This is a genomic window from Tepidiphilus olei, assembly GCF_006980705.1.
Classification (GTDB): Bacteria; Pseudomonadota; Gammaproteobacteria; order Burkholderiales; family Rhodocyclaceae; genus Tepidiphilus; species Tepidiphilus olei.
Genome location: NZ_SBHO01000001.1, coordinates 267,922 through 287,651, shown reverse-complemented (window position 1 = coordinate 287,651; position 19,730 = coordinate 267,922). Strand labels below are relative to the sequence as shown.

22 protein-coding genes and 2 tRNA genes are annotated in these 19,730 nt (G+C 61.4%); 13 read left to right on the top strand and 11 right to left on the bottom strand.

The annotated features are described in order from the left end of the window. The first annotated feature begins 21 nt into the window (after nt 1–21). From EPD80_RS01440 to EPD80_RS01425, 4 genes are all read left to right on the top strand, one after another. The gene (locus tag EPD80_RS01440; RefSeq protein WP_142808828.1) at nt 22–1,422 is read left to right on the top strand and encodes an amino acid permease; all 1,401 of its coding nucleotides are present in this window, start codon (nt 22–24) and stop codon (nt 1,420–1,422) included. Between the two features lie 20 nt (nt 1,423–1,442). Beyond that, on the top strand, nt 1,443–2,372 hold the full coding sequence (msrA, locus tag EPD80_RS01435) for a peptide-methionine (S)-S-oxide reductase MsrA (protein ID WP_142808826.1): 930 nt from the start codon (nt 1,443–1,445) through the stop codon (nt 2,370–2,372). A 146-nt stretch (nt 2,373–2,518) separates the two neighbouring features. Continuing rightward, a complete protein-coding gene (locus tag EPD80_RS01430; RefSeq protein ID WP_142808823.1) occupies nt 2,519–2,728 on the top strand; it encodes a TA system antitoxin ParD family protein in 210 nt (69 codons plus the stop codon). Beyond that, complete coding sequence (locus EPD80_RS01425) at nt 2,728–3,006, top strand: type II toxin-antitoxin system RelE/ParE family toxin (RefSeq protein WP_142808821.1); 279 nt, start codon at nt 2,728–2,730, stop codon at nt 3,004–3,006. Before EPD80_RS01430 ends, EPD80_RS01425 begins: the two co-directional genes overlap by 1 nt. A 440-nt stretch (nt 3,007–3,446) precedes the next feature. On the opposite strand, the gene EPD80_RS01420 is transcribed toward EPD80_RS01425, so the two are convergent. From EPD80_RS01420 to tadA, 4 genes are all read right to left on the bottom strand, one after another. Continuing rightward, nucleotides 3,447–3,522: transfer RNA gene (locus tag EPD80_RS01420), tRNA-Ala, on the bottom strand. Nucleotides 3,523–3,554: 32 nt separating this feature from the next. Continuing rightward, nucleotides 3,555–3,629 (bottom strand) — tRNA-Val (locus EPD80_RS01415). Between the two features lie 68 nt (nt 3,630–3,697). Beyond that, on the bottom strand, nt 3,698–4,222 hold the full coding sequence (locus EPD80_RS01410; RefSeq protein WP_390613027.1) for a L,D-transpeptidase family protein: 525 nt from the start codon (nt 4,220–4,222) through the stop codon (nt 3,698–3,700). Continuing rightward, nucleotides 4,222–4,713, bottom strand: coding sequence for a tRNA adenosine(34) deaminase TadA (gene tadA / locus EPD80_RS01405; protein ID WP_221928770.1), 492 nt, complete (start codon nt 4,711–4,713; stop codon nt 4,222–4,224). Before tadA ends, EPD80_RS01410 begins: the two co-directional genes overlap by 1 nt. 91 nt (nt 4,714–4,804) lie before the next feature. On the opposite strand from tadA, the gene EPD80_RS01400 reads away from it, so the two are divergent. The 9 genes from EPD80_RS01400 to EPD80_RS01360 all read left to right on the top strand — a co-directional run bounded on the left by EPD80_RS01400 (nt 4,805) and on the right by EPD80_RS01360 (nt 13,966). Beyond that, the gene (locus EPD80_RS01400; protein ID WP_185957665.1) at nt 4,805–6,241 is read left to right on the top strand and encodes a putative nucleotidyltransferase substrate binding domain-containing protein; all 1,437 of its coding nucleotides are present in this window, start codon (nt 4,805–4,807) and stop codon (nt 6,239–6,241) included. 198 nt (nt 6,242–6,439) lie between these two features. Continuing rightward, nucleotides 6,440–9,316 carry an adenosylcobalamin-dependent ribonucleoside-diphosphate reductase gene (locus tag EPD80_RS01395; RefSeq protein ID WP_142808815.1) on the top strand — a complete coding sequence of 959 codons (2,877 nt, stop codon included), beginning with the start codon at nt 6,440–6,442 and terminating at the stop codon, nt 9,314–9,316. A gap of 180 nt (nt 9,317–9,496) precedes the next feature. Beyond that, entirely contained in the window at nt 9,497–9,778 is a 282-nt protein-coding gene (locus tag EPD80_RS01390) for a BrnT family toxin (RefSeq protein ID WP_142808813.1), read from the top strand. Beyond that, entirely contained in the window at nt 9,768–10,088 is a 321-nt protein-coding gene (locus EPD80_RS01385) for a helix-turn-helix domain-containing protein (protein WP_221928769.1), read from the top strand. The genes EPD80_RS01390 and EPD80_RS01385 overlap by 11 nt, the downstream gene beginning before the upstream one ends. A 126-nt stretch (nt 10,089–10,214) precedes the next feature. After that, on the top strand, nt 10,215–10,448 hold the full coding sequence (locus EPD80_RS01380) for a hypothetical protein (RefSeq protein ID WP_142808809.1): 234 nt from the start codon (nt 10,215–10,217) through the stop codon (nt 10,446–10,448). A gap of 78 nt (nt 10,449–10,526) precedes the next feature. Next, a complete protein-coding gene (locus EPD80_RS01375) occupies nt 10,527–10,736 on the top strand; it encodes a hypothetical protein (RefSeq protein WP_142808807.1) in 210 nt (69 codons plus the stop codon). 2 nt (nt 10,737–10,738) lie between these two features. Further along, nucleotides 10,739–11,719 (top strand): helix-turn-helix transcriptional regulator, encoded by a 981-nt coding sequence (locus tag EPD80_RS01370; RefSeq protein WP_142808805.1) that lies wholly within the window; start codon nt 10,739–10,741, stop codon nt 11,717–11,719. Nucleotides 11,720–11,729: 10 nt separating this feature from the next. Then, nucleotides 11,730–12,071: a hypothetical protein gene (locus tag EPD80_RS01365; RefSeq protein WP_221928768.1), complete on the top strand. Its 342-nt coding sequence runs from the start codon at nt 11,730–11,732 to the stop codon at nt 12,069–12,071. Between the two features lie 128 nt (nt 12,072–12,199). Further along, entirely contained in the window at nt 12,200–13,966 is a 1,767-nt protein-coding gene (locus EPD80_RS01360) for a hypothetical protein (RefSeq protein ID WP_142808803.1), read from the top strand. Nucleotides 13,967–14,144: 178 nt separating this feature from the next. Here EPD80_RS01360 and EPD80_RS01355 read toward each other — a convergent pair whose 3' ends face one another. From EPD80_RS01355 to EPD80_RS01325, 7 genes are read right to left on the bottom strand one after another with little or no spacing between them, the layout of a single operon-like run. After that, the gene (locus tag EPD80_RS01355; RefSeq protein WP_142808801.1) at nt 14,145–15,839 is read right to left on the bottom strand and encodes a nuclease-related domain-containing DEAD/DEAH box helicase; all 1,695 of its coding nucleotides are present in this window, start codon (nt 15,837–15,839) and stop codon (nt 14,145–14,147) included. Nucleotides 15,840–15,867: 28 nt separating this feature from the next. After that, nucleotides 15,868–16,524: an adenylate kinase gene (gene adk / locus EPD80_RS01350; RefSeq protein WP_142808799.1), complete on the bottom strand. Its 657-nt coding sequence runs from the start codon at nt 16,522–16,524 to the stop codon at nt 15,868–15,870. 48 nt (nt 16,525–16,572) lie between these two features. Continuing rightward, the gene (kdsB, locus tag EPD80_RS01345; RefSeq protein WP_142808797.1) at nt 16,573–17,343 is read right to left on the bottom strand and encodes a 3-deoxy-manno-octulosonate cytidylyltransferase; all 771 of its coding nucleotides are present in this window, start codon (nt 17,341–17,343) and stop codon (nt 16,573–16,575) included. Continuing rightward, complete coding sequence (locus EPD80_RS01340; RefSeq protein WP_142803450.1) at nt 17,340–17,528, bottom strand: Trm112 family protein; 189 nt, start codon at nt 17,526–17,528, stop codon at nt 17,340–17,342. The genes kdsB and EPD80_RS01340 overlap by 4 nt, the downstream gene beginning before the upstream one ends. Next, nucleotides 17,461–18,477 carry a tetraacyldisaccharide 4'-kinase gene (gene lpxK / locus EPD80_RS01335; protein WP_221928767.1) on the bottom strand — a complete coding sequence of 339 codons (1,017 nt, stop codon included), beginning with the start codon at nt 18,475–18,477 and terminating at the stop codon, nt 17,461–17,463. The genes EPD80_RS01340 and lpxK overlap by 68 nt, the downstream gene beginning before the upstream one ends. 35 nt (nt 18,478–18,512) lie before the next feature. Continuing rightward, nucleotides 18,513–18,941 (bottom strand): ExbD/TolR family protein, encoded by a 429-nt coding sequence (locus EPD80_RS01330; protein WP_142803452.1) that lies wholly within the window; start codon nt 18,939–18,941, stop codon nt 18,513–18,515. Further along, on the bottom strand, nt 18,938–19,555 hold the full coding sequence (locus tag EPD80_RS01325; protein WP_142809333.1) for a MotA/TolQ/ExbB proton channel family protein: 618 nt from the start codon (nt 19,553–19,555) through the stop codon (nt 18,938–18,940). Before EPD80_RS01325 ends, EPD80_RS01330 begins: the two co-directional genes overlap by 4 nt. Between the last annotated feature and the right edge of the window lie 175 nt (nt 19,556–19,730).

The following is a 19,730-nucleotide window of genomic DNA, read 5'->3' as shown; positions in this document are numbered from 1 at the left end:
CCACGTTCCTGAAAGTCGAGCATGACCGATTCCACCCTGCACGAGGCCCCGCTTCGTCGTGATCTGAAGAACCGCCACATCCAACTCATCGCCCTGGGCGGTGCCATCGGCACTGGGCTCTTCCTCGGCTCGGCCGGTGTGCTCGCCACCGCCGGACCGTCGATGCTGCTCGGTTACGCAATCGGCGGCCTCATCGCCTTCCTCATCATGCGCCAGCTCGGCGAGATGATCGTCGAAGAGCCCGTGGCCGGCTCCTTCAGTCACTTCGCCCACACCTACTGGGGGCGATTCGCCGGGTTCCTCTCCGGCTGGAACTATTGGGCGCTCTACGTACTCGTGGGGATGGCCGAGCTGACGGCGATCGGCAAATACGTCCAATTCTGGTGGCCCGAAATTCCTACCTGGGTTTCCGTTCTGGCTTTCTTCCTTCTCGTCAACCTGATCAACCTCGCCAACGTGCGCGCTTTCGGCGAGGCCGAGTTCTGGTTCTCCCTCATCAAGGTGGTTGCCATCGTCGGCATGATCGTGCTCGGCCTCTATCTGCTCACGAGCGGCCGGGGCGGCGAACAGGCGAGCGTCACCAATCTCTGGCACCATGGCGGATTCTTCCCCCACGGCTTTGGCAGCCTGGTCGTCACTTTGCCGATCATCATGTTCTCCTTCGGCGGGCTCGAACTCGTCGGCATCACCGCCGCCGAAGCCTCCGACCCGCGGTGCGTCATTCCCAAGGCTATCAATCAGGTGGTCTACCGCATCCTTATCTTCTACATCGGCGCGATCGCCGTGCTGCTCTCCCTCTATCCTTGGGACCAGCTGGTGGCCTCGCTCACCGCCGCCGGCGACCCCTACAGCGCCAGCCCCTTCGTGCGCATCTTCTCGCTCATCGGCAGCGACACGGCGGCGCACCTCCTCAACCTCGTCGTCCTCACGGCGGCCTTGTCGGTCTACAACAGCGGCGTCTATTGCAACAGCCGCATGCTCTACGGCCTGGCCGAACAAGGCGACGCACCCCGCGCCCTCATGAAGATCAACCGCCGCGGCGTGCCGGTCCTGGCCGTGGGGGTCTCCGCGCTCATCACCTTCTTCTGCGTGGCGGTCAACTACCTCCTGCCACAAAGCGCCCTGGAACTCTTGATGTCGCTGGTGGTAGCCGCTCTGGTGATCAACTGGACCATGATCAGCCTCACCCACCTCAAATTCCGCCGGGTACTGCGCCAGCGCCACGTCACCCCCGCCTTCAAAGCCTTCTGGAGCCCGCTCGCCAACTACCTCTGCCTCGCCTTCGTCGCCTTTCTGCTCCTCCTGATGCTCAACAACCCCGGCACGCGCGCTTCCGTCATCGCCCTGCCCATCTGGGTGGCCCTCATGGGGCTCTGCTACCGGCTGCAGATTCGGCTGCAAGGGCGCGCCGTCCCCGCCTGAGAACGAACCATGGAACCATCATGAACGATAGAAAAGAAACCCTCGTCCTCGGCATGGGATGTTTCTGGGGCGCGCAACAGCGCATGGCCGCGCTGCCGGGCGTGCTCGACACCGAAGTCGGCTACGCCGGAGGCAGCTTTCCCGACCCCACTTACGACGACGTGCTCGACTTCGAGCAGCGCCTGCGCCAAGGGCTGGCGAACGGGCGCAACCACGCGGAAGTCGTCAAAGTCGTCTATGACCCCGAACTCGTGCTGCCGGAAGCCGTGCTCGCCTGGTTTTGGGAAAACCACGATCCCACCCAGCGCGATCGGCAAGGAAACGACATCGGCAGCAACTACCGCAGCGCGATCTACACCACCACGCCGGAACAAAGAGACGCGGCGCTCGCCACGCGCGACGCCTATCAACAAGCGCTCACGGCCGCTGGTTACGGAGAAATCGTCACCGAAATCGCCCCGCTTGCCTCCTACACTCCGGCCGAGGAATACCATCAGCACTACCTGCTGAAGAATCCAAACGGATACTGCGGTCTGGGAGGCACGGGCGTACGCATGCCGCATTCCTTTTGGCGCACGCTCGCCGAGCGCCATTTGCCGCCGCTCGCGCGCTGGATCGCCTGCGAACAAGGCACGGAACGCCCCTTCACCGGCCCCTACCTCGATGAGCGGCGCCCCGGCGTCTATGTCGATCGCCTGAGCAATGCCCCGCTTTTCCGTTCGGAAGCGAAGTTCGACAGCCCCTGCGGCTGGCCGAGCTTCTATGAGGCGATTCCCGGCGCGTTGACGCTACACGAAGACCGCTCGCACGGCATGATCCGTACCGAAGTACGCAGCGCGAGCACCGGCATTCACCTGGGGCACGTCTTCGACGACGGCCCGCCGCCCACCGGCCTGCGATACTGCATCAACGGTGAAGTCTTGCGCTTCATTCCCGACGTGCATCCTTGATCGCCGCCTCGCGGCAAAACGCACAGAGCAAGTCCATGGCCAAAAAAGGTTGCACAATCAATCCCTGGTGGTCTGATCAATCCCATGAAACAGGTTCCATTTTGGTCCATCATGGGCTAGAATGGCGCATTAGTCGGAGGTCTACTATGGCTGTCAACGTCAAACTGTCCGAAAGCTTGGTCGAAAGCGCCAAGCGCTACGGCGCCATCGAGCACCGCTCGGTCCCCAAACAAATCGAATACTGGTCACAGATCGGCAAGATCGCCGCTGAAAACCCCGATCTGCCCTTCAGCGTCATCCGCGACATCCTGGTCGCGGACCAGGAAGGGCCGGTAGGTGAGTACCAATTCGGCTGATGCGTATCCTTGTCACCCCGACATTCGCGCGCATCGTCAAAAAACTGCACCAGCAACAGAAAGCTGCGCTCGACGAGGCGGTACGTACCATCGCCCGTCAACCCGAAGCGGGTGAAGCCAAAGTCGGCGACCTTGCAGGCGTAAGGGTCTACAAGTTCCACATGGGCAGCTTGCTCTGCCTCCTGGCCTACCGGATTCTCGACGAAAATACGCTCAAGCTGCTGATGGTGGGGCCGCACGAAAACTTCTATCGCGACCTCAAGCAGATGGACGGATGACAGACAATTGGCTAGCGCCATCTATCTGCGCAGATCAGATCCAGGCAAGCGTTTTCACCGCGCCTCCAGTCGGTTCAGTCGGGTTCCGCTTGGCATAGAACGATCGGCAAAGTGTGATGTGCACCACATTGCTTCGCAATCTCGCCACGATGCCAATCCTACACCGCATCACTGAGGCAGCAGAAGCCGAACAGCCCGGCAAGGCGTTCAACTGGCGCACATCTCATGGTCTCCTACCTCGCGGAGAGCCTGTTTACAGAAATGCGTGTTCGCCACAGAGGCGTGTCAAGGCAAAATAGAGTCGAACTGGCCGGCAAAAAGCACCAAAACAGGGTCGAACTGCCGACACTCAGGCTCTGGAAGAGTTATTTAACCCTTTGACTCAAAAAGGGGAATCCAGAAATGAAAAAGCCAACCTGATGACAAGTTGGCCGAAAACGTGGTGGACCGGAGGAGGATCGAACTCCCGACCTTCGCATTGCGAACGCGACGCTCTCCCAGCTGAGCTACCGGCCCATGGTCTTGCACGACGGTACAACCCACCTGGGTGGTGGGCGGTAGTGGGATCGAACCACTGACCCCTGCCGTGTGAAGGCAGTGCTCTACCGCTGAGCTAACCGCCCGTCGTGTGCAGAGTTCATTATGATACGGGCTCGTTCATTGGGCGTCAACCCCCCGGTGTCGTCCTCTACTACCCTCGTTCCTCGAGAAGAGACCTTGCGGACACGACCCCTTCCGCTTCCTGTGCCCGCGCCACGATCCACACTTTCGTCCCCGCCGTCACCCGTTCGAAGAGCTCGGCCACGTCGGCATTACGCATGCGGATGCAGCCGTGGGAACCGGGGACGCCCAGCGGCACCGGATCCGGAGTACCGTGAATGTAGATGTAGCGGCGCATCGTATCGACTTCACCCAAACGGTTGAATCCACGCTCCTCGCCGCACAGCCACAAAATGCGGGTCAAGATCCAGTCCCGGTCGGGATGCGCCGCCGCCAGTTCCGGCACCCAGATCTCGCCCGTCGGGCGGCGCCCGACGAACACCGCTCCCAAGGGCGCCCCCGCGCCGATTTTCGCGCGAATCCGGTGCCACCCCAGCGGAGTCTGCAGGCTGCCCCGACGCTGGCCCGCGCCGCGCGCCGCCGTCGACACCGGATAGCTCGCCAGCACTACCCCATCATCCACACACCATAGCCGCTGCGCATCGAGCGCCACGATCAGCAACACCCTCGCTCCTTTTTGCGTATAAGGCGCCGTTCGGCGAAGAAGGCCCGCAGCAGCGCCCCGCACGCCTCGGCGGCCACGCCGCCACGCACCGTCGTATGATGATTGAGCCGCCGCTCACGAAACGGATCGACCACGCTTCCTGCCGCCCCCGTCTTCGGGTCGTGCGCGCCAAAAATCACGCCAGCCAGCCGCGCGTGCAGCATCGCCCCGACACACATCAGGCAAGGCTCCAGCGTCACGTAGAGCACGCAACCCGGCAGCCGATAGTTGTCGAGCCGCTGGGCCGCCTCGCGCAAGGCCACGATCTCGGCGTGCGCCGTCGGATCCCGGCTCGAAATCGGTCGGTTGAAGCCGCGCCCGATCACCTCGCCTTCGCGTACCACCACCGCACCCACCGGCACTTCGCCCGCAGCCCACGCCTTGCCGGCCTCCGCGAGCGCGAGCGCCATGAAGCGCTCGTCGAGCGTATCACCTTCTTGCAACGCACACCACCTCTCGTGCCACCCGGAAGCGGCAAGTCTACCCTAGGGCAGAGTCTTCCCGGATAGAATGACGGCACGGGAGGAGACGATCATGGTCGGCGAAGAAAGCGCATTGTTTCAACCAGTGGGACGCTGGTGCTCGGGTACGGTCCACGCCTGCCCGCCCCAGACCCCAGTCGACGTCGCCGCACGCAAAATGCAGGCGCTCGGCATCTCCAGCCTGGTCGTGGCCGAAACCCCCGAACGACCCCTCGGCATCCTCACCGACCGAGATCTCCGCAACCGCGTGGTCGCGGAAAACCTCCTACCTTCCACGCTCACCGTGGACCGGATCATGAGCACCCCCTTGGTCACGGTGGGCGAAGCCGAGCCGCTGCACCGGGCCCTCTACCTCATGGCGCGTCATCGCATCCACCGGCTCGGCGTCACCGACGCCGATGGGAACCTCGTCGGCATCCTCAGTCAGACCGACCTGCTGCGCCTGCAACGCCACTCGCCCCACCAACTCGCGCTCGACATCGAACACGCGGAAGATTTCGCTTCCCTCGCCACCTTACAACGCGAACTACAGCGCCTCGTCGAGGTCCTCGCCCGTGCCGGCACCCCCATCCGCGAGCTCGTTGAAGTGATCGCCTATCTCGAAGACGCGATCGCCCGCCGCGTCTTCGAACTCACCCTGCCCGACCCCGCCCTACAGCATCGGCTCGCCTTCCTCGCCCTGGGCAGCCAGGGACGCGGTGAGCAAACGCTCGCCACCGACCAAGACAACGCCTTCGTCCAGGCCGACGACTGCAGCCCCGAAGAACTCACCGCCATTGCCGCTTTCGGCGAAACGCTCACTCAACGCCTCCTCGACATCGGCATCCCCCCTTGCCCGGGCGGCATCATGACGCGCAATCCGCAATGGCGGCGTACACAACAGGAATGGTGCGCGCTCATCCGCAACTGGCTGAGCGTCCCCACGCCCGCCAACTTGATGAACGCCAGCATGCTCGCCGACCTCAAGCCGCTCGCGGGCAACGCCGCGCTCGCCACCCCGCTGCGTCAGACCTACTATGAACACGTCCGCACCGACCCCATCGCACTCGCACGTATGGCACAAAACTCGATACGCTTCAGGGTACCGTTGGGATGGTTTGGCCGGATCAAAGCCAATGCCCCCGAAGAAGGGGCGATCGACCTGAAAAAAGCCGGCATCTTCGCCATCACCGACGGGGTGCGAATCCTCGCCATCGAATACCAAGCGCTCGAGGGCAACACGTTCAATCGACTCGAGCGGCTCGCTGCGCTCGACGTAATCCCGAGTGCCGAATCGCGCGAACTCGCCGCCGCTTTCGCCTTCCTCTGCCGACTACGACTGCGCGCCCAACTCGATCACCTCGCCGCCGGACACCCCCCACGCAACACCCTTCCCCTCTCTGCGCTCGGACGACTCGAGCGCGCCGAACTTCGAAGTGCCCTGGAAACGGTCGAACGCTTCCAGAAACTACTCAAAATGCATTACAGGCTCGACCTTCTGCGCAACTGAAAAAACGCGCCGTAAGCGCTTGTCCACAAGGCGATATCCCGTGCATCGGATGCATTTATCATACTAAATGTTGTGTTCGTAAAACCTCTTTGATACTATATTTTTTACAACCAATTGATTTTATTGAATTTTATTTTTTTGCGTTTACGCGATTTCTGGGCTATAGTTCGCCTCAACGAAACGCCCAGGAGCCTTCCGATGAGCCAAGAAAAAACCACGACCAAACCCACCGTCGACAACCTCCCGCCGCAGGAGATCTCCACGGAGGTCCTCCTGGAAAAATATGCCAAAGGCGATGAACGCACCGTCTCCGACGTGCGCCGGCGCGTCGCCCGAGCGCTCGCCGCGGTCGAAAAGGAAGAAGAGCGCGCCGCCTGGGAAAAGAAATTCCTCTGGGCACAAGAACACGGATTCATCCCCGCCGGGCGCATCAACAGCGCCGCCGGCACCCAGCTGCAAGCCACGCTGATCAACTGCTTCGTCCAACCGGTGGGCGACTCCGTCACCGAATCGGTCGACGGCTACCCCGGCATCTACACGGCGCTCGCCCAATCGGCCGAGACCATGCGCCGCGGCGGTGGCGTGGGCTACGACTTCTCCCGCATCCGCCCGCACGGCGCGCTCGTGCGCGGCACCCAATCGAACGCCTCCGGGCCCGTCTCCTACATGCGCGTCTTCGACCGCTCCTGCGAAACAGTGGAATCGGCCGGCGCACGGCGCGGCGCCCAGATGGGCGTGCTGCGCTGCGACCACCCCGACATCGAAACCTTCATCCACGCCAAAGACCAGGGCGACCTGTCGAACTTCAACATCTCCGTCGCGGTCACCGACGCCTTCATGCGCGCGGTCGAGGCCGACGAGATGGTCGAACTCGTGCACAAAGCCGAACCCGGTCCCGAGATCAAGGCCGCCGGCGCCTACCAGCGCGAAGACAAACTCTGGGTCTATCGCAAGGTACGCGCGCGCGAGCTCTGGGACCAGATCATGCGCTCGACCTACGACCACGCTGAACCGGGCGTGCTCTTCATCGACCGCATCAACCAGGACAACAACCTCTATTACTGCGAAACGATCGAAGCCACCAATCCTTGTGCGGAACAACCACTTCCTCCTTATGGTTGCTGTGACCTCGGCTCGATCAACCTCACGCTCTTCGTGCGTGACCCCTTCACCGACCACGCACGCTTCGACTTCGAAGCCTTCGGCAAGGTGGTCGACGTGGCCGTGCGCATGCTCGACAACGTCCTCGACGTCACCCACTGGCCTCTGCCCGAGCAACAGCGCGAGGCCATGAGCAAGCGGCGCGTCGGGCTCGGTTTCACCGGCCTGGGCGACGCCCTCATCATGCTCGGCAAGCGCTACGACACCGAAGAAGCGCGCCTCACCGCCTCCGAGATCTCGCGCTACCTGCGCGACCGGGCCTACACCGCCTCGGTGGAACTCGCCAAGGAGCGCGGCGCCTTCCCCCTCTTCAATCCCGACCTCTACCTCACCGGCGGCAACTTCGCCTCGCGTCTGCCTGCCGAACTCAAGGCGCTCATCCGCAAGCACGGCATCCGCAACTCGCACCTGCTGTCCATCGCCCCCACCGGCACCATCTCGCTCGCCTTTGCCGACAACGCGAGCAACGGCATCGAACCGCCCTTCTCCTACACCTACACCCGGCGCAAGCGCATGGCCGACGGCACCTTCAAGGAATACAGCGTCGAAGACCACGCCTGGCGGCTCTACAAGCATCTGGGCGGCGACGTGGAGCACCTGCCGCCCGCCTTCGTCACCGCGCTCGAGATCTCGGCCAAGGCCCACGCCGCCATGGTCGCGGCGGTCGCCCCCTACATCGACACCTCCATCTCCAAGACCGTCAACGTCGCCGAAGACTACCCCTACGACGACTTCCAGGACCTCTACACCTTCGCCTGGAAATCCGGCCTCAAGGGGCTGGCCACCTACCGTCCCAACAACGTCGTCGGCGCCATCCTCACGGTCGAACCCCCCAAGGAAAAGACGCCCGAGACGAACGAACTCGAATTCACCGACGCCAACCGGCGCCTGTCCATCCAGAAACTACCCGCACCGGTCCTCTCCAGCCTGCGCTGGCCCGGGCGGCCGAAACTGCCCGACGGCAACCCCGCCTGGACCTACATGCTGGAGACCCCGGAAGGCGAATTCGCCCTCTTCGTCGGCCACATCGACCAGAACGGACACGGCGCCTTCCCCTTCGAAGTCTGGGTCAATGGCGCCGACCAGCCCCGCGGCCTCGGCGCGGTCGCCAAGACGCTCTCCATGGACATGCGCGCCAACGACCGCGGCTGGCTGCAGCTCAAACTCGAAGAGCTCGCCAAAGTCGTGGGCGAGAAATCCTTCGACATGCCCTTCCCGCCGCATGGCGAACCCAAGCGCTTCCCCAGCGTCGTCTCCGCCTTCGGTCAGGTGGTACGCTACCGCTGCGAACGGCTCGGCGCCTTCGAACACCTCGGCGACACCCCCGTGCTCGACAGCCTCTTCAGCCGCCACGAACCCAAGACCGGCACGGAAGGCACGCTCTCCTGGACGGTGGACATCCAGAACCCGACCACGGGCGACGATTTCATCCTGGGCCTGAAAGAGATCACCCTGCCCTCGCCCGACGGCGCCGGCCCCATGACCCGACCCTACGCCATGTGGCTCGCCGGCCATTATCCGCGCTCGCTCGACGGCCTCACCCGGATCCTGTCGCTCGACATGCGCGTCATCGACCCGGCCTGGATCGGCATGAAGCTGCGCAAACTCCTCAACTACCCCGAGCCCCTAGGCGACTTCATGGCCTTCGTGCCCGGCGATCGGCGCCAGCAAAACTTCCCCAGCACCGTGGCCTACCTCGCCCGCCTCATCATCCACCGCTACGCCATGCTCGGCATCCTGGATGAACGAGGATTCCCCATCCGCGAAATGGGCCTGCTGGAAGCGCCGCGCGACGAGCGCGATCCCAAGCTCATGCAAGGCGCGCGCTGCAACGAATGCGGCAACTACGCCGTGATCCGCAAAGACGGCTGCGACTTCTGCACCGCCTGCGGCGCGGTCGGCACCTGCGGCTGACCTCCCCGCCCCTTCACGGAAAGAAAACGAAACGCCCGGTTAGACGCCGGGCGTTTTCGTTTTTCCCCTGCAAGCCACCTCCATCATCGCGCCGCGTCACGCAATACGTCACATCCCGAAAAGACGCTGGCCGAAGCGGGTTCTCTTGTGGTGGGTAGTCCTTTGAACTACAATTCAACCATGGATTTCGAATGGGATGATACGAAAAGCGAAGCGTGCCTCCTAGAGCGCGGGTTTGATTTCGCCTACGCTACCAGAGCCTTCTTCGATCCGAACCGCCTGATCCAGGCTGATACCCGATACAACTACGGCGAGGAACGTTACCAGTTGATGGGCAAGATCGAAGGTCGGCTCTTCGTCGTGGTCTATACACCAAGGAATGGCGCGATTCGCATCATCTCGGCCCGCAAAGCCAACCAACGGGAGATTAAGCACTATGAAAATCGTACGCATGAGGATTGACCCCGAAGTTCCCGAATCGCTGAATGTAGGGCGCATCGATCCCGAACGGGTGGATGCTACGACGGAGGCCGACATTGCCCGACAGGCCGCTGCCGATGAGGCCGAGGCGATGCAAGACGTCGCCCGTTTCGTGCGCCGCGTCCGCCTGCGTTTGGGGCTAAGCCAAGCGGAATTTGCCGAGCGGATCAATGTTCCGCTGGACACCATCCGCAACTGGGAACAAGGAAAGCGCCGCCCAACAGGCGCGGCCAAGGCATTGCTCAAAGTGCTCGACAAGGCACCGGAAGCCGCACTCGCCGCCCTGCACTGACCGGGCCGCGCATCACAAGGAACTCTCGATCACCCCCGTTTTCCGGAAAATCCGGAACTACTCCATGCGTCACATACCGTCGCCTCCATTCCCTACAATGGGCTCACCTCACGACGGAGCACGACCATGACGCACGAACCGATCTTCCCTGCTTTTTCTTCCACCCTCCCGGCAGACACCCTCACCCGCGCCGCTCTGGCAGGCGCCGGCATCGGCGCATTGCTCGGCGCGGCGGGCTGTGGCAGCGGCGGCCTGGTGGGCCGCCTCCTGCAAGGCGCCGCGCAAGGGGCCCTCGTCGGCGCGGCAATCGCGGCCATGGGTACGCTCACCACCGGCCCGCGCGCATCCTGCCGCGACTGAAACGCGGAACGCTCGCTTCGCCCCTTGCCGCCGGTATATCGAACCGATACCATGTCCACATAAAAAAAGGAGGAGACCATGCCGGTCCCGCCCCGCCCTTACACCGTCCGCTGCCTGGAGTGCGGCTGGAAGAAGACCTACGCCCCCACGAGCGACGTCCTGCGTCCCGAGGATCTGCCTCCGACCCTTTGCCCCTTGTGCCGCAGCCCCAAGCTGCAGAGCGAGTCCAAAAGCGATCTCGTCGACAGCATCAGGCAAACCCTCAAGCGCATCCTGGGAGACGGTTGACGATGAGCGCCCCTCGCGCCCCGGCGCTGGACAATGCCCTGCTGCTGCTCGACATCCTGCGCTGCATCCCGCGCAAGCGCTACATCAGCAGCACCCGCATCCACCAGATCCTCGTCGCCCAGGGGCGCGAGGTGAGCCTGCGCACCGTGCAGCGCCACCTCGACACGCTCTCGGCCAGCTTTCCGCTCGAGGTCGACACCCGCTCCCGTCCCTATGGCTACCGCTGGCAGGCCCAGGCCGCCGGTCTCAACCTGCCCCTGCTCACCCCCAGCGAAGCGCTGCTCCTGCAACTCGCCCGGGCCGACCTCGCCGCCCTCTTGCCCACCCGCATCCTGACCGCACTCGAACCGCTGTGGTCGAGTGCCGCCCTCGAGCTCGGCACCCGCCCCGAAGCCGAAGCGCAGCGCCGCTGGCTGCACAAAGTCACCCGCATCCCCGACAACCAACCCCTGCTGGCTCCCAAAATCGACCCCGACGTGCTTGAGGAAGTCAGTGAAGCCCTCTACGCCGAAGAAACCCTCGCGCTCACCTACCGCAACGCCCGCGACGAAGCGCGCGAGGCGATCGTCTGGCCGCTCGCGCTGGTGCAGCAAAGCGTACGCCTCTACCTCGTCGCCCGGTTCGAGGGCTACGACAACCAGCGCATCCTCGCCCTGAGCCGCATCCAAAAAGCCCGCCGCACCGGCGAGCGTTTTCCCTATCCCTCCGACTTCCGTCTGTCCGACTACGTCGCCCAAGGACATTTCGGCATCCATCGCGGCCGCCGCGTGCGCGTGCGTTTCGTCATCGACCCGGCAGTAGGCCGCCACCTCGTCGAAAGCCCGCTCGCCGAAGACCAAATCGTCGAACCCACCGCCAACGGGCTTGCGATCACCGCCACCGTGGTCGAGACCGAACTCCTGCACCGCTGGCTGCGCGGCTGGGGCGAGGCGGTCAAGGACGTCGAGATTACGCCCGTGGCAAATCAAGATTCATCGTGCTAAAAAACCAGTGATGGAGATCGTCATGCAATGCCCGAAATGCAAATCGGACCGCATCGAAAAAAGAAACATCGCCAAGCGAGTTGGCACGGCTATTGGCCTCGCAGCGGGGGCTATGGGCGGCGGCGCGACGATAGGTACCGGCGCCACGGTCGGCGCTCAAATCGGTGCAAGGCTCGGCTTTGTCGCCGGGCCAGCCGGCGCACTGGCGGGTGGCGCCGCTGGTGCCCTCATCGGCGCCCTCGCAGGAGCGGTAATCGGAGCAGAAGTTGGCAAAAAAGTCGGCGAAGAAATCGACGAACACATCCTCGACAACTACCGCTGCCTGGATTGCGGTCACACGTTTAGCGCATAGCTGTCGAGTTCCAGACAAAATTCATCGATCCGCGATCGTCGGGCATTATTCCTGGGTCGTGAGACGATGTGTGAGTTGATCGAATCGCTCAATTATATCTGATTGATTTATTCTCCAAGGAGAAATAAATGATTGACGCAATCAAAGAAAAAATAGAAGACATTAAAAAAGGCGATCTATATGCACTTTTATCAGTATGCAGCCGCGACGATCTAGATCCGTTGGTAGAATTAATAAAAGGCAAATTAACAAATTTTTTAGAACAAAATGATGATTATAAAAAATATTATCCAGATCACACAAAATACTACAAAATAATTGGCGATGAAATTAGATTGTTTGGGGGAAATACAGTAAAAAACCTATTTAGAGGAGAAGGGCCATCATACGATGAAATTGTAATTGACGTTTGCAAAAAGCTTGATGTTCCGTATGAAAAAGGAAAAACAATTGATAACGAAAACAACATTCTGACATTATTTGCTGAAAAACAATGGCATTTACTAGATGATATTGAAAGAAAAAAAATTATTTATGAGGCAAAGAAAAAAGCGTCGACTGAATTGGTAAATAGTTTTGTAATTCTAGCCTTGATAAAAAAGTTTGGACCACTGGCATGGAGTATTGCTTTATTCAATCTTTCCGATCCTGCTTTTTCTGTAACCGTGCCTTCTGTTATTCATATTGCCGGTCTTAGAAAGAAATACATGGATTACGCAGAAAAAAATAAAAATCAGGAGATTGATGATAAATATTTATCTGTTCCTCAATATAGAATCCAATCAAATGAAGAATTTATCTTATCAGATTCAACTGAATCGCCTCCAGTACTATCCATGCGGCTGATTCATGAGCCCAACAATGCCAATTGGATTAATGTAGGCAAGGAAGAAAATATTAGTCGCATTAATATGTTAATTCAACAAATACCCGGCCTTGTAACGAAAGGGGAAATTTCGGCAACCAAATACATGGAGGTTGTGATTGATGGACCGCTACTTAAGGCAAAAGGGGTTGATGGATACAGGCTCATGACCAAAAAAGATGGATTATTCAATAGCCATGGAATACTTTTAGAGCCTAATAAACTATCTAGGATAGTAAATGCGAATATAATATTTTCTTTTATATCAATGGCAGTTGCACAAAAACACTTGGCTGATATCGACAAAAATCTTTCGGAAATATCAAAAAACATAGAAGAAATAATTAGATTTCAAGTAAATGAACGCATTTCTTCTATTGAAAGTTCTATTGACTATTTCAACCAAATAACCCGGACAGTAATCCACGGAGAATCACGTGAACATGTTCGAGAGCAAATCGAATCATGCGAGCGGAGTTTGCTCCAAGCACAAAAACATATTATATTAGATATAGAAAATAAAATTAAGGAGATTGAAAATATAAAACCAAAACATATTTTTGGATTAAACGATATAATTAAAATTATTCATGACCATCAAAAAATTTTAGCAAACTTGTACCGTCAGTTATTTCTTTGCATTCGTGCAAGACTCTACGGATGGAAACTTCTTTCGTTTTATCCAAACGAGGATTCTTTAAAGAATGACAGAATGATGTCATTGGAAAAGGATCTTAATGATTTTTTTGGAGAACATGGTAGTCTTGTACCACAGATGAAAAAATTGATGGATGAGAAGATAAGATCTTTGTCTGTTTTGATTGCAGATGATGAATCGGTTAATATGCATAAATTGAATTTTTTGAAATGGAATTATAAAATGCTTGAAGATATCAATCAAGAAAAGGAAGAGCTTATCGGGTTCTTGAGAACGACACGAGCTATCGTTGATGATCAATCAAAACCAATGAATATCTTGGTAAAACTCCAAGAGGGGGAAATAGTAGCTATCTGCCCGGTTTCAAAATAAACATGAGAGACATCGAACAACCATCTTTCTCGGAATAAACCGCGGCGAAACAGTCATTCCATGATACTCAGCACCGATTCCACCTGATTTCGCCCGTTTTGCTGTCGGCTTGGCGCCCCAGCTTTTCCTGTCCCGCAGTTGGCCTCGGCGCTCAGGCGTGATTATGACAGCGCTGGGTTCAGGACTCCTTTTCCAACTGCGCTTTCACATCGCGCGCCGCCCGTTCGCTGAGTACCACGGCAGCGCGCCATTCGGCTCGGGTGAGCGCGACATAGAGCCGCCGGCTTGCGGATTCGTCGAACTGGGCCCAGTCGGTTTCGGTGAGCAGCACCGCCGGGGCGGAGAGCCCCTTGAAACGCAGGACGGTATCGACGAGGAGTTCGCCCTGGCTCCATTGGGGGACGCCTTGGGCGTCGAATTGCCCCGTGAAACGGCGCACACGGCAACCCGCGAGCGTGTTCTGCGCGAGGATCGCGCTGTGTCCCCGCCCCTGAAAACTCAATACGGCAACGTCTTGCGGTGCGATCCCGTCGGCGAACCAGCGCTCGAGGACGGTTTCGGTGGCTCGCAGCAGCGCGGCCGGGTCGTCGTCGGGATAGACCTCGAATTCCGGCGGCTCGCCGGCAAAGGGATGGCGCGCGAGGAGGGGTTCTCCGGTGAGTTCGAGCAGATTGAGGGTTTCGACCAGGGCCCGCGGCGAGCGGAAGTTCTCGCGGGCGCTGAAGCGGATCGCCTGCGGTAGCTCCGTCTCCCACCACGGGGCCGTGTCGAGGGTGTGGGGATGCACCCGTTGATCGGCATCGAGAAGTACCAACCAGCGGATATCGGGGGAAACGCTGCGACGCAAAGCAGCGAACCACTCGGGTTTCAAATCGGCGGCTTCGTCGAGAATGAGTCCGTCGAGTCCCTGCGCCCAATCCCGATCCTGCGTGAGCGCCGTGACCGCCGCGTCGAAGGTACGGGAATCGGTGAAGTCGAGATGCTCGGTGGTTTGGCGCTGGCGACGCAAGGCGGAGATGGCTCTTTCGTGGAAGGTGGCGATGTCTGCCGCCGCTTCCGGGATCGAGGCGCGCAGCGCATCGGCGAGCATGCGGTTGAAGCACATGTAGCCCCAGCGCGTGCCGCGGCGTCTGGCCTGCTCGAGCCACTGGCGGGCGAGCAGGGTCTTGCCCGAGCCGGCGACGGCCTGGATGCACAGGGCGCTCGCCGCCGGGAGTTCGAGCCGGGTGAGCGTGCTCGCCAGCCCTGCCTGCAAGGCGATGGTCGTGCTGCGCAGCGCACCGGCGAACGCGCGGGGGTCGATCGCGAGGCGCAATTCGTCTCGCAGAAAGGCGCTTACTTTGGCGACCCGCTGCGGGTCGATCGGCGTGCTGTGCAACCACTCGCCGAGGAGCGTTCCCAGATGCGGCACGGCAGCGGCATCGACGATGCGGCTGCGCGGGTAATGCGCCGTCTCGGCGTTTGCCGGCACGCTCGCATCGGGAAGCACCAAGGCGTGCGCCACGTACGCGTCGATTCCCGCCTTGCGCAACTTCTGGATCATCGCCTGATGCTGCAGGCGGCATTGCGAGGAGATATTTTTGCGCCCGGTGCCGGCGTAGCGTTTCACCGGGCCTTTGGGGGTCCAGTCGATCTCTCCCGCCTTGATCTCCAGGATCGCCAGATGACCTGCCGGAGAGACGACCACGACATCCCATTCGCCGAGCTGCAAGAAGCCGTTGGCCTCGTTCTGCCAAGGGATGCCGTGGAAGACGTGCCAGTCTTCGGGCAAGTCGTGCACGAGGGCTTCGACGACGTCGAGCTCGCGCTGCTGTCCGGGCAGCAGGCCAGGCATCTGGTCGAGATGCCACGCGGAAGGATGCCGTTGCGCCATGCGTGACCGATCGCCCCCCGCGCCTCCGTCAGCCGGAGAGCGCCTCCAGGATGCGCCGCGTTACTTCGTCCACCGGCCCCAGCCCCGAGACCTTGCGCACCTTGGGCGCGGCAGGGTCGCCGCTTGCCGCCCAGGCTTCGTAATAGGCGATGAGCGGCTTCGTCTGCTCGTGATAGACCGCCAGACGCTTGCGCACCACCTCTTCGCGGTCGTCGTCGCGCTGGATGAGATCTTCCCCGGTGACGTCGTCCTTGCCCGGCACTTTGGGCGGGTTGTAGCGCACGTGATAGGTGCGGCCGGAGGCCGGATGCACCAGGCGGCCGCTCATGCGATCGATGATCTCCTCGTCGGGCACCTCGATCACCAGCACGTAATCGAGCGGGATACCGCCCTCCTTGAGCGCATCGGCCTGGGCGATCGTGCGCGGAAAGCCGTCGAACATGTAACCCGCCTGGCAATCGGGTTGCTGCAGGCGCTCGCGCACCAAGCCGATGATGATGTCGTCGGAAACCAGACCTCCTTCGTCCATCACCTTCTTCGCTGCGAGCCCCAGCGGCGTTCCCGCCTTCACCGCGGCGCGCAACATGTCGCCGGTCGAGATCTGCGGAATGCCGAACTTCTCCTTGATGACGGCAGCCTGCGTCCCTTTCCCCGCTCCCGGCGGTCCCAAAAGAATCAAGCGCACGATCCCCTCTCCTTTATGATTGACGACGAAAACGGAAATGGCCAGACTTCATCCGGCCCCAACGATCATCCGGCGCACGCGTTCCAGATCCTGTGGCGTATCGACGCCGGGCGCCGGAGCCGCGGTGATCACTTCCACCTGGATGGCATAGCCGTGATACAGGGCGCGCAACTGCTCCAGCGCCTCGAACCGCTCCAGGGCGCAAGGCGCGAGTCGCGCAAAAGCGCGCAAAAACGCCGCACGGTAGGCGTAGAGCCCGACGTGGCGCAAAGCCGGCAAGCCCTCGGGCAAACGCGCCGCACGCCCGGTGGCGAAAGCGTCCCGCGCCCACGGCAAGGGCGCGCGGGAAAAATAGAGCGCCCGCCCCGAGGCATCGCACACCACCTTCACGGAGTTCGGATCGAAAAATTCTTCCGCCGATTCGATCGGATGCGCGAGCGTGGCGATCGCGGCGGACGGCGTGCGTGCGAGCGTCTCGGCCGTGCGCGCGATGACCAAGGGATCGATGAGTGGCTCGTCGCCCTGCACGTTGACGACGATGGCCTCGTCCTCCCACCCCAGGCGCTCGACCACCTCGGCGAGCCGGTCGGTGCCGGAGGCGTGATCGCCGCGCGTGAGGATCGCCTGCCCTCCGGCCTGCTGCACCGCCGCCAGCACCTGCGGCGAGTCGGTTGCCACCCATACCTCGTCGGCCCCGGAGGCAACCGCCCGTTCCCACACCCGCACCACCATCGGTTTGCCGGCGAGATCGACGAGCGGTTTGTTCGGCAGGCGCGTGGACGCGAGCCGCGCCGGGATCACCACGCGAAAACCACTCACTTGAGCGCCTCGACTTCCTCGGCCGTGATGGGGCGCGCCTCGTCGGCGAGCATCACGGGAATGCCGTCGCGGATCGGATAGGCCAGGCGGTCGGCGCGGCAGACGAGCTCCTGCCGTTCACGGTCGTATTTGAGCGGCCCCTTGCACAGCGGGCACACCAGCACGTCCAGCAGACGAGTATCCATTCATTCGCTCCAGAATGCGCTCGACGAGCGCCTCGTCGAGCCGGGCACGCACCATGAGCACCCAATCGTGCGGCCGCGCGTATGCCTGGCATTTTACCGCATCCTTGCTGGTGAAAATCCGCCACTCCTGCGGCGCGCCGAAGTCCAGATCCTCCGGTCGATAGGGATGGTGATCGGGAAAGGCGTGCGGCACCACCTCGGCGCCCAGGGCACGCAGCGTGGCGAAGAAGCGTTCGGGACGGCCGATGCCGGCCACGGCATGGACCCGTTGCCCGGCAAGCGCCGACAGGGGCAAGCGCCGCGAAGGATCGGCGAGCGAGACGAGCGCCTCGGGTTCGAGCCGCAGCCCATAGAGCGGTACCTCGTCCGGTACGAGGGCGTGCACCTGCTGCGGTTCGTGCGCCACCACCGCATCGACCGTACGCAGGCGCGAGAGCGGCTCGCGCAAGGGGCCGGCCGGCAACAGCCAAGCATTGCCCAGAGCGTTCCGATCGAGCACCACGAGTTCGAAGTCGCGCTCGAGCCGCAGATGCTGGAGACCGTCGTCGGCGAGCACCAGACGTACCTCGGGATGACGGCGCAGCAGCTCGGTCACGGCAGCGCAGCGCGCGCGCCCCACCACCACCGGCACTCCCGTTTCGCGCGCAAGCAGCACCGGTTCGTCGCCGTAGCGGGCCGGGTCTCCCGTGGCCGGCACCAGCGCAGCCCCCTCGACACTACCGCCATAGCCGCGGCTGACGATGCCGCAAGGGATGCCTCGCGCCGAAAGCGCGTGCGCGAGCGCCACCACCACCGGCGTCTTGCCGCTGCCGCCCACGTTGAGATTCCCCACCACCAGCACGAACACGGGGGGACGGCAGCGCCGCAGCCAGCCGCGACGATAGGCCGACGCGCGCAGCCGCACCACGAGGCCGAAAATCAGGGAAAAAGGCAGGAGTGCGCATGCCACGGCGCCGCGGTGCGACCACCATGGCGGCGGCGCCCTCATCGCCCTTCGACGCGCTCGACGGAGAAAGTGAGCTTTTCGAAGCCGGCGCGCTGGGCCGCGCGCATCACGTCGATCACGCGCTGATGCGGCGTCTTCGCGTCCGCTTCGATCACGATGGTAGGCTTCGAGCCGGCCGGGATCATCGCCAGCAGTGCCGCTTCGATGTCCTCCACGCTGCCGAGCCCCACGGCCCGCTCACCGATGAACACGGCCCCGTCGGCGGTGATGGCCACCACCCATTCCTTGGGCATGCTATCGACCGGTAGCGCCTCATCGGCTTCGGGGAGATCGATCTGCAGCTGCGCCGTCCGAGAGAACGTGGTCGTCACACTCAGAAAGATGAGGATCACCAGCACCACGTCGATGAGCGGCACCAGATTCAGGAATGGCTCCTCGCGCAAACCGCCGGCCGTGCGAAACTTCATACTTCGGCTCCGGCCCGCTCACCGTGGGCCACTTCCACCAAACGCACGGCTTCCTGTTCCATCTCCAAGACCAGGGAATCGACGTAGGCCCGGAAATGGCGCCAGAAAATGGTCGCAGGAATGGCGATGATGAGTCCGAGCCCGGTGGTGTTGAGCGCCACCGAGATGCCATGCGCCAGCTGCTGGGGATTGGTACCAGCGGCCGACTGTGAGGCGAAGATCTCGATCATGCCGATGATGGTACCCAACAAACCCAAGAGCGGCGAGACCGCGGCAATGGTCCCCAAAGCCGTGAGATAGCGCTCCAAGCCGTGCGCCACCACCCGACCGGCGTCCTCGATCGCCTCTTTCATCACCTCACGAGAAGAGCGGTAATTGCGCAGCCCGGCCGCGAACACACGCCCGAGCGGCGAATGCCCCTCCAGCCGCAACGCAAGCTCTTGCGGCGATGCGCCACGACGCAACTCCTCGAGCACCGAGGCGAGCAGCCCTGGTGGATTGATGCGCGTGCGTCGCAATGTCCAGGCACGTTCGATCACGATTGCCACCGCAAGGATGGAAGCCAACAACAGCGGCCATATCGGCCACCCCGATGCCTGTATGATCGACCACACGAACCATGCCCTCTCGGAGATTTGCACGACGAAGGCCGAGACGACGGCCTTTGCTCCCGGCATTATATCTCAGCCCGCCTCGAATGGGGCGCCGCGCCGGCCGCACACCTTGTTCCACTCTTCCACAAAGTCTGTGGATAACTTTGTGTATGAAAGTGCGAAACCAGGCATAACC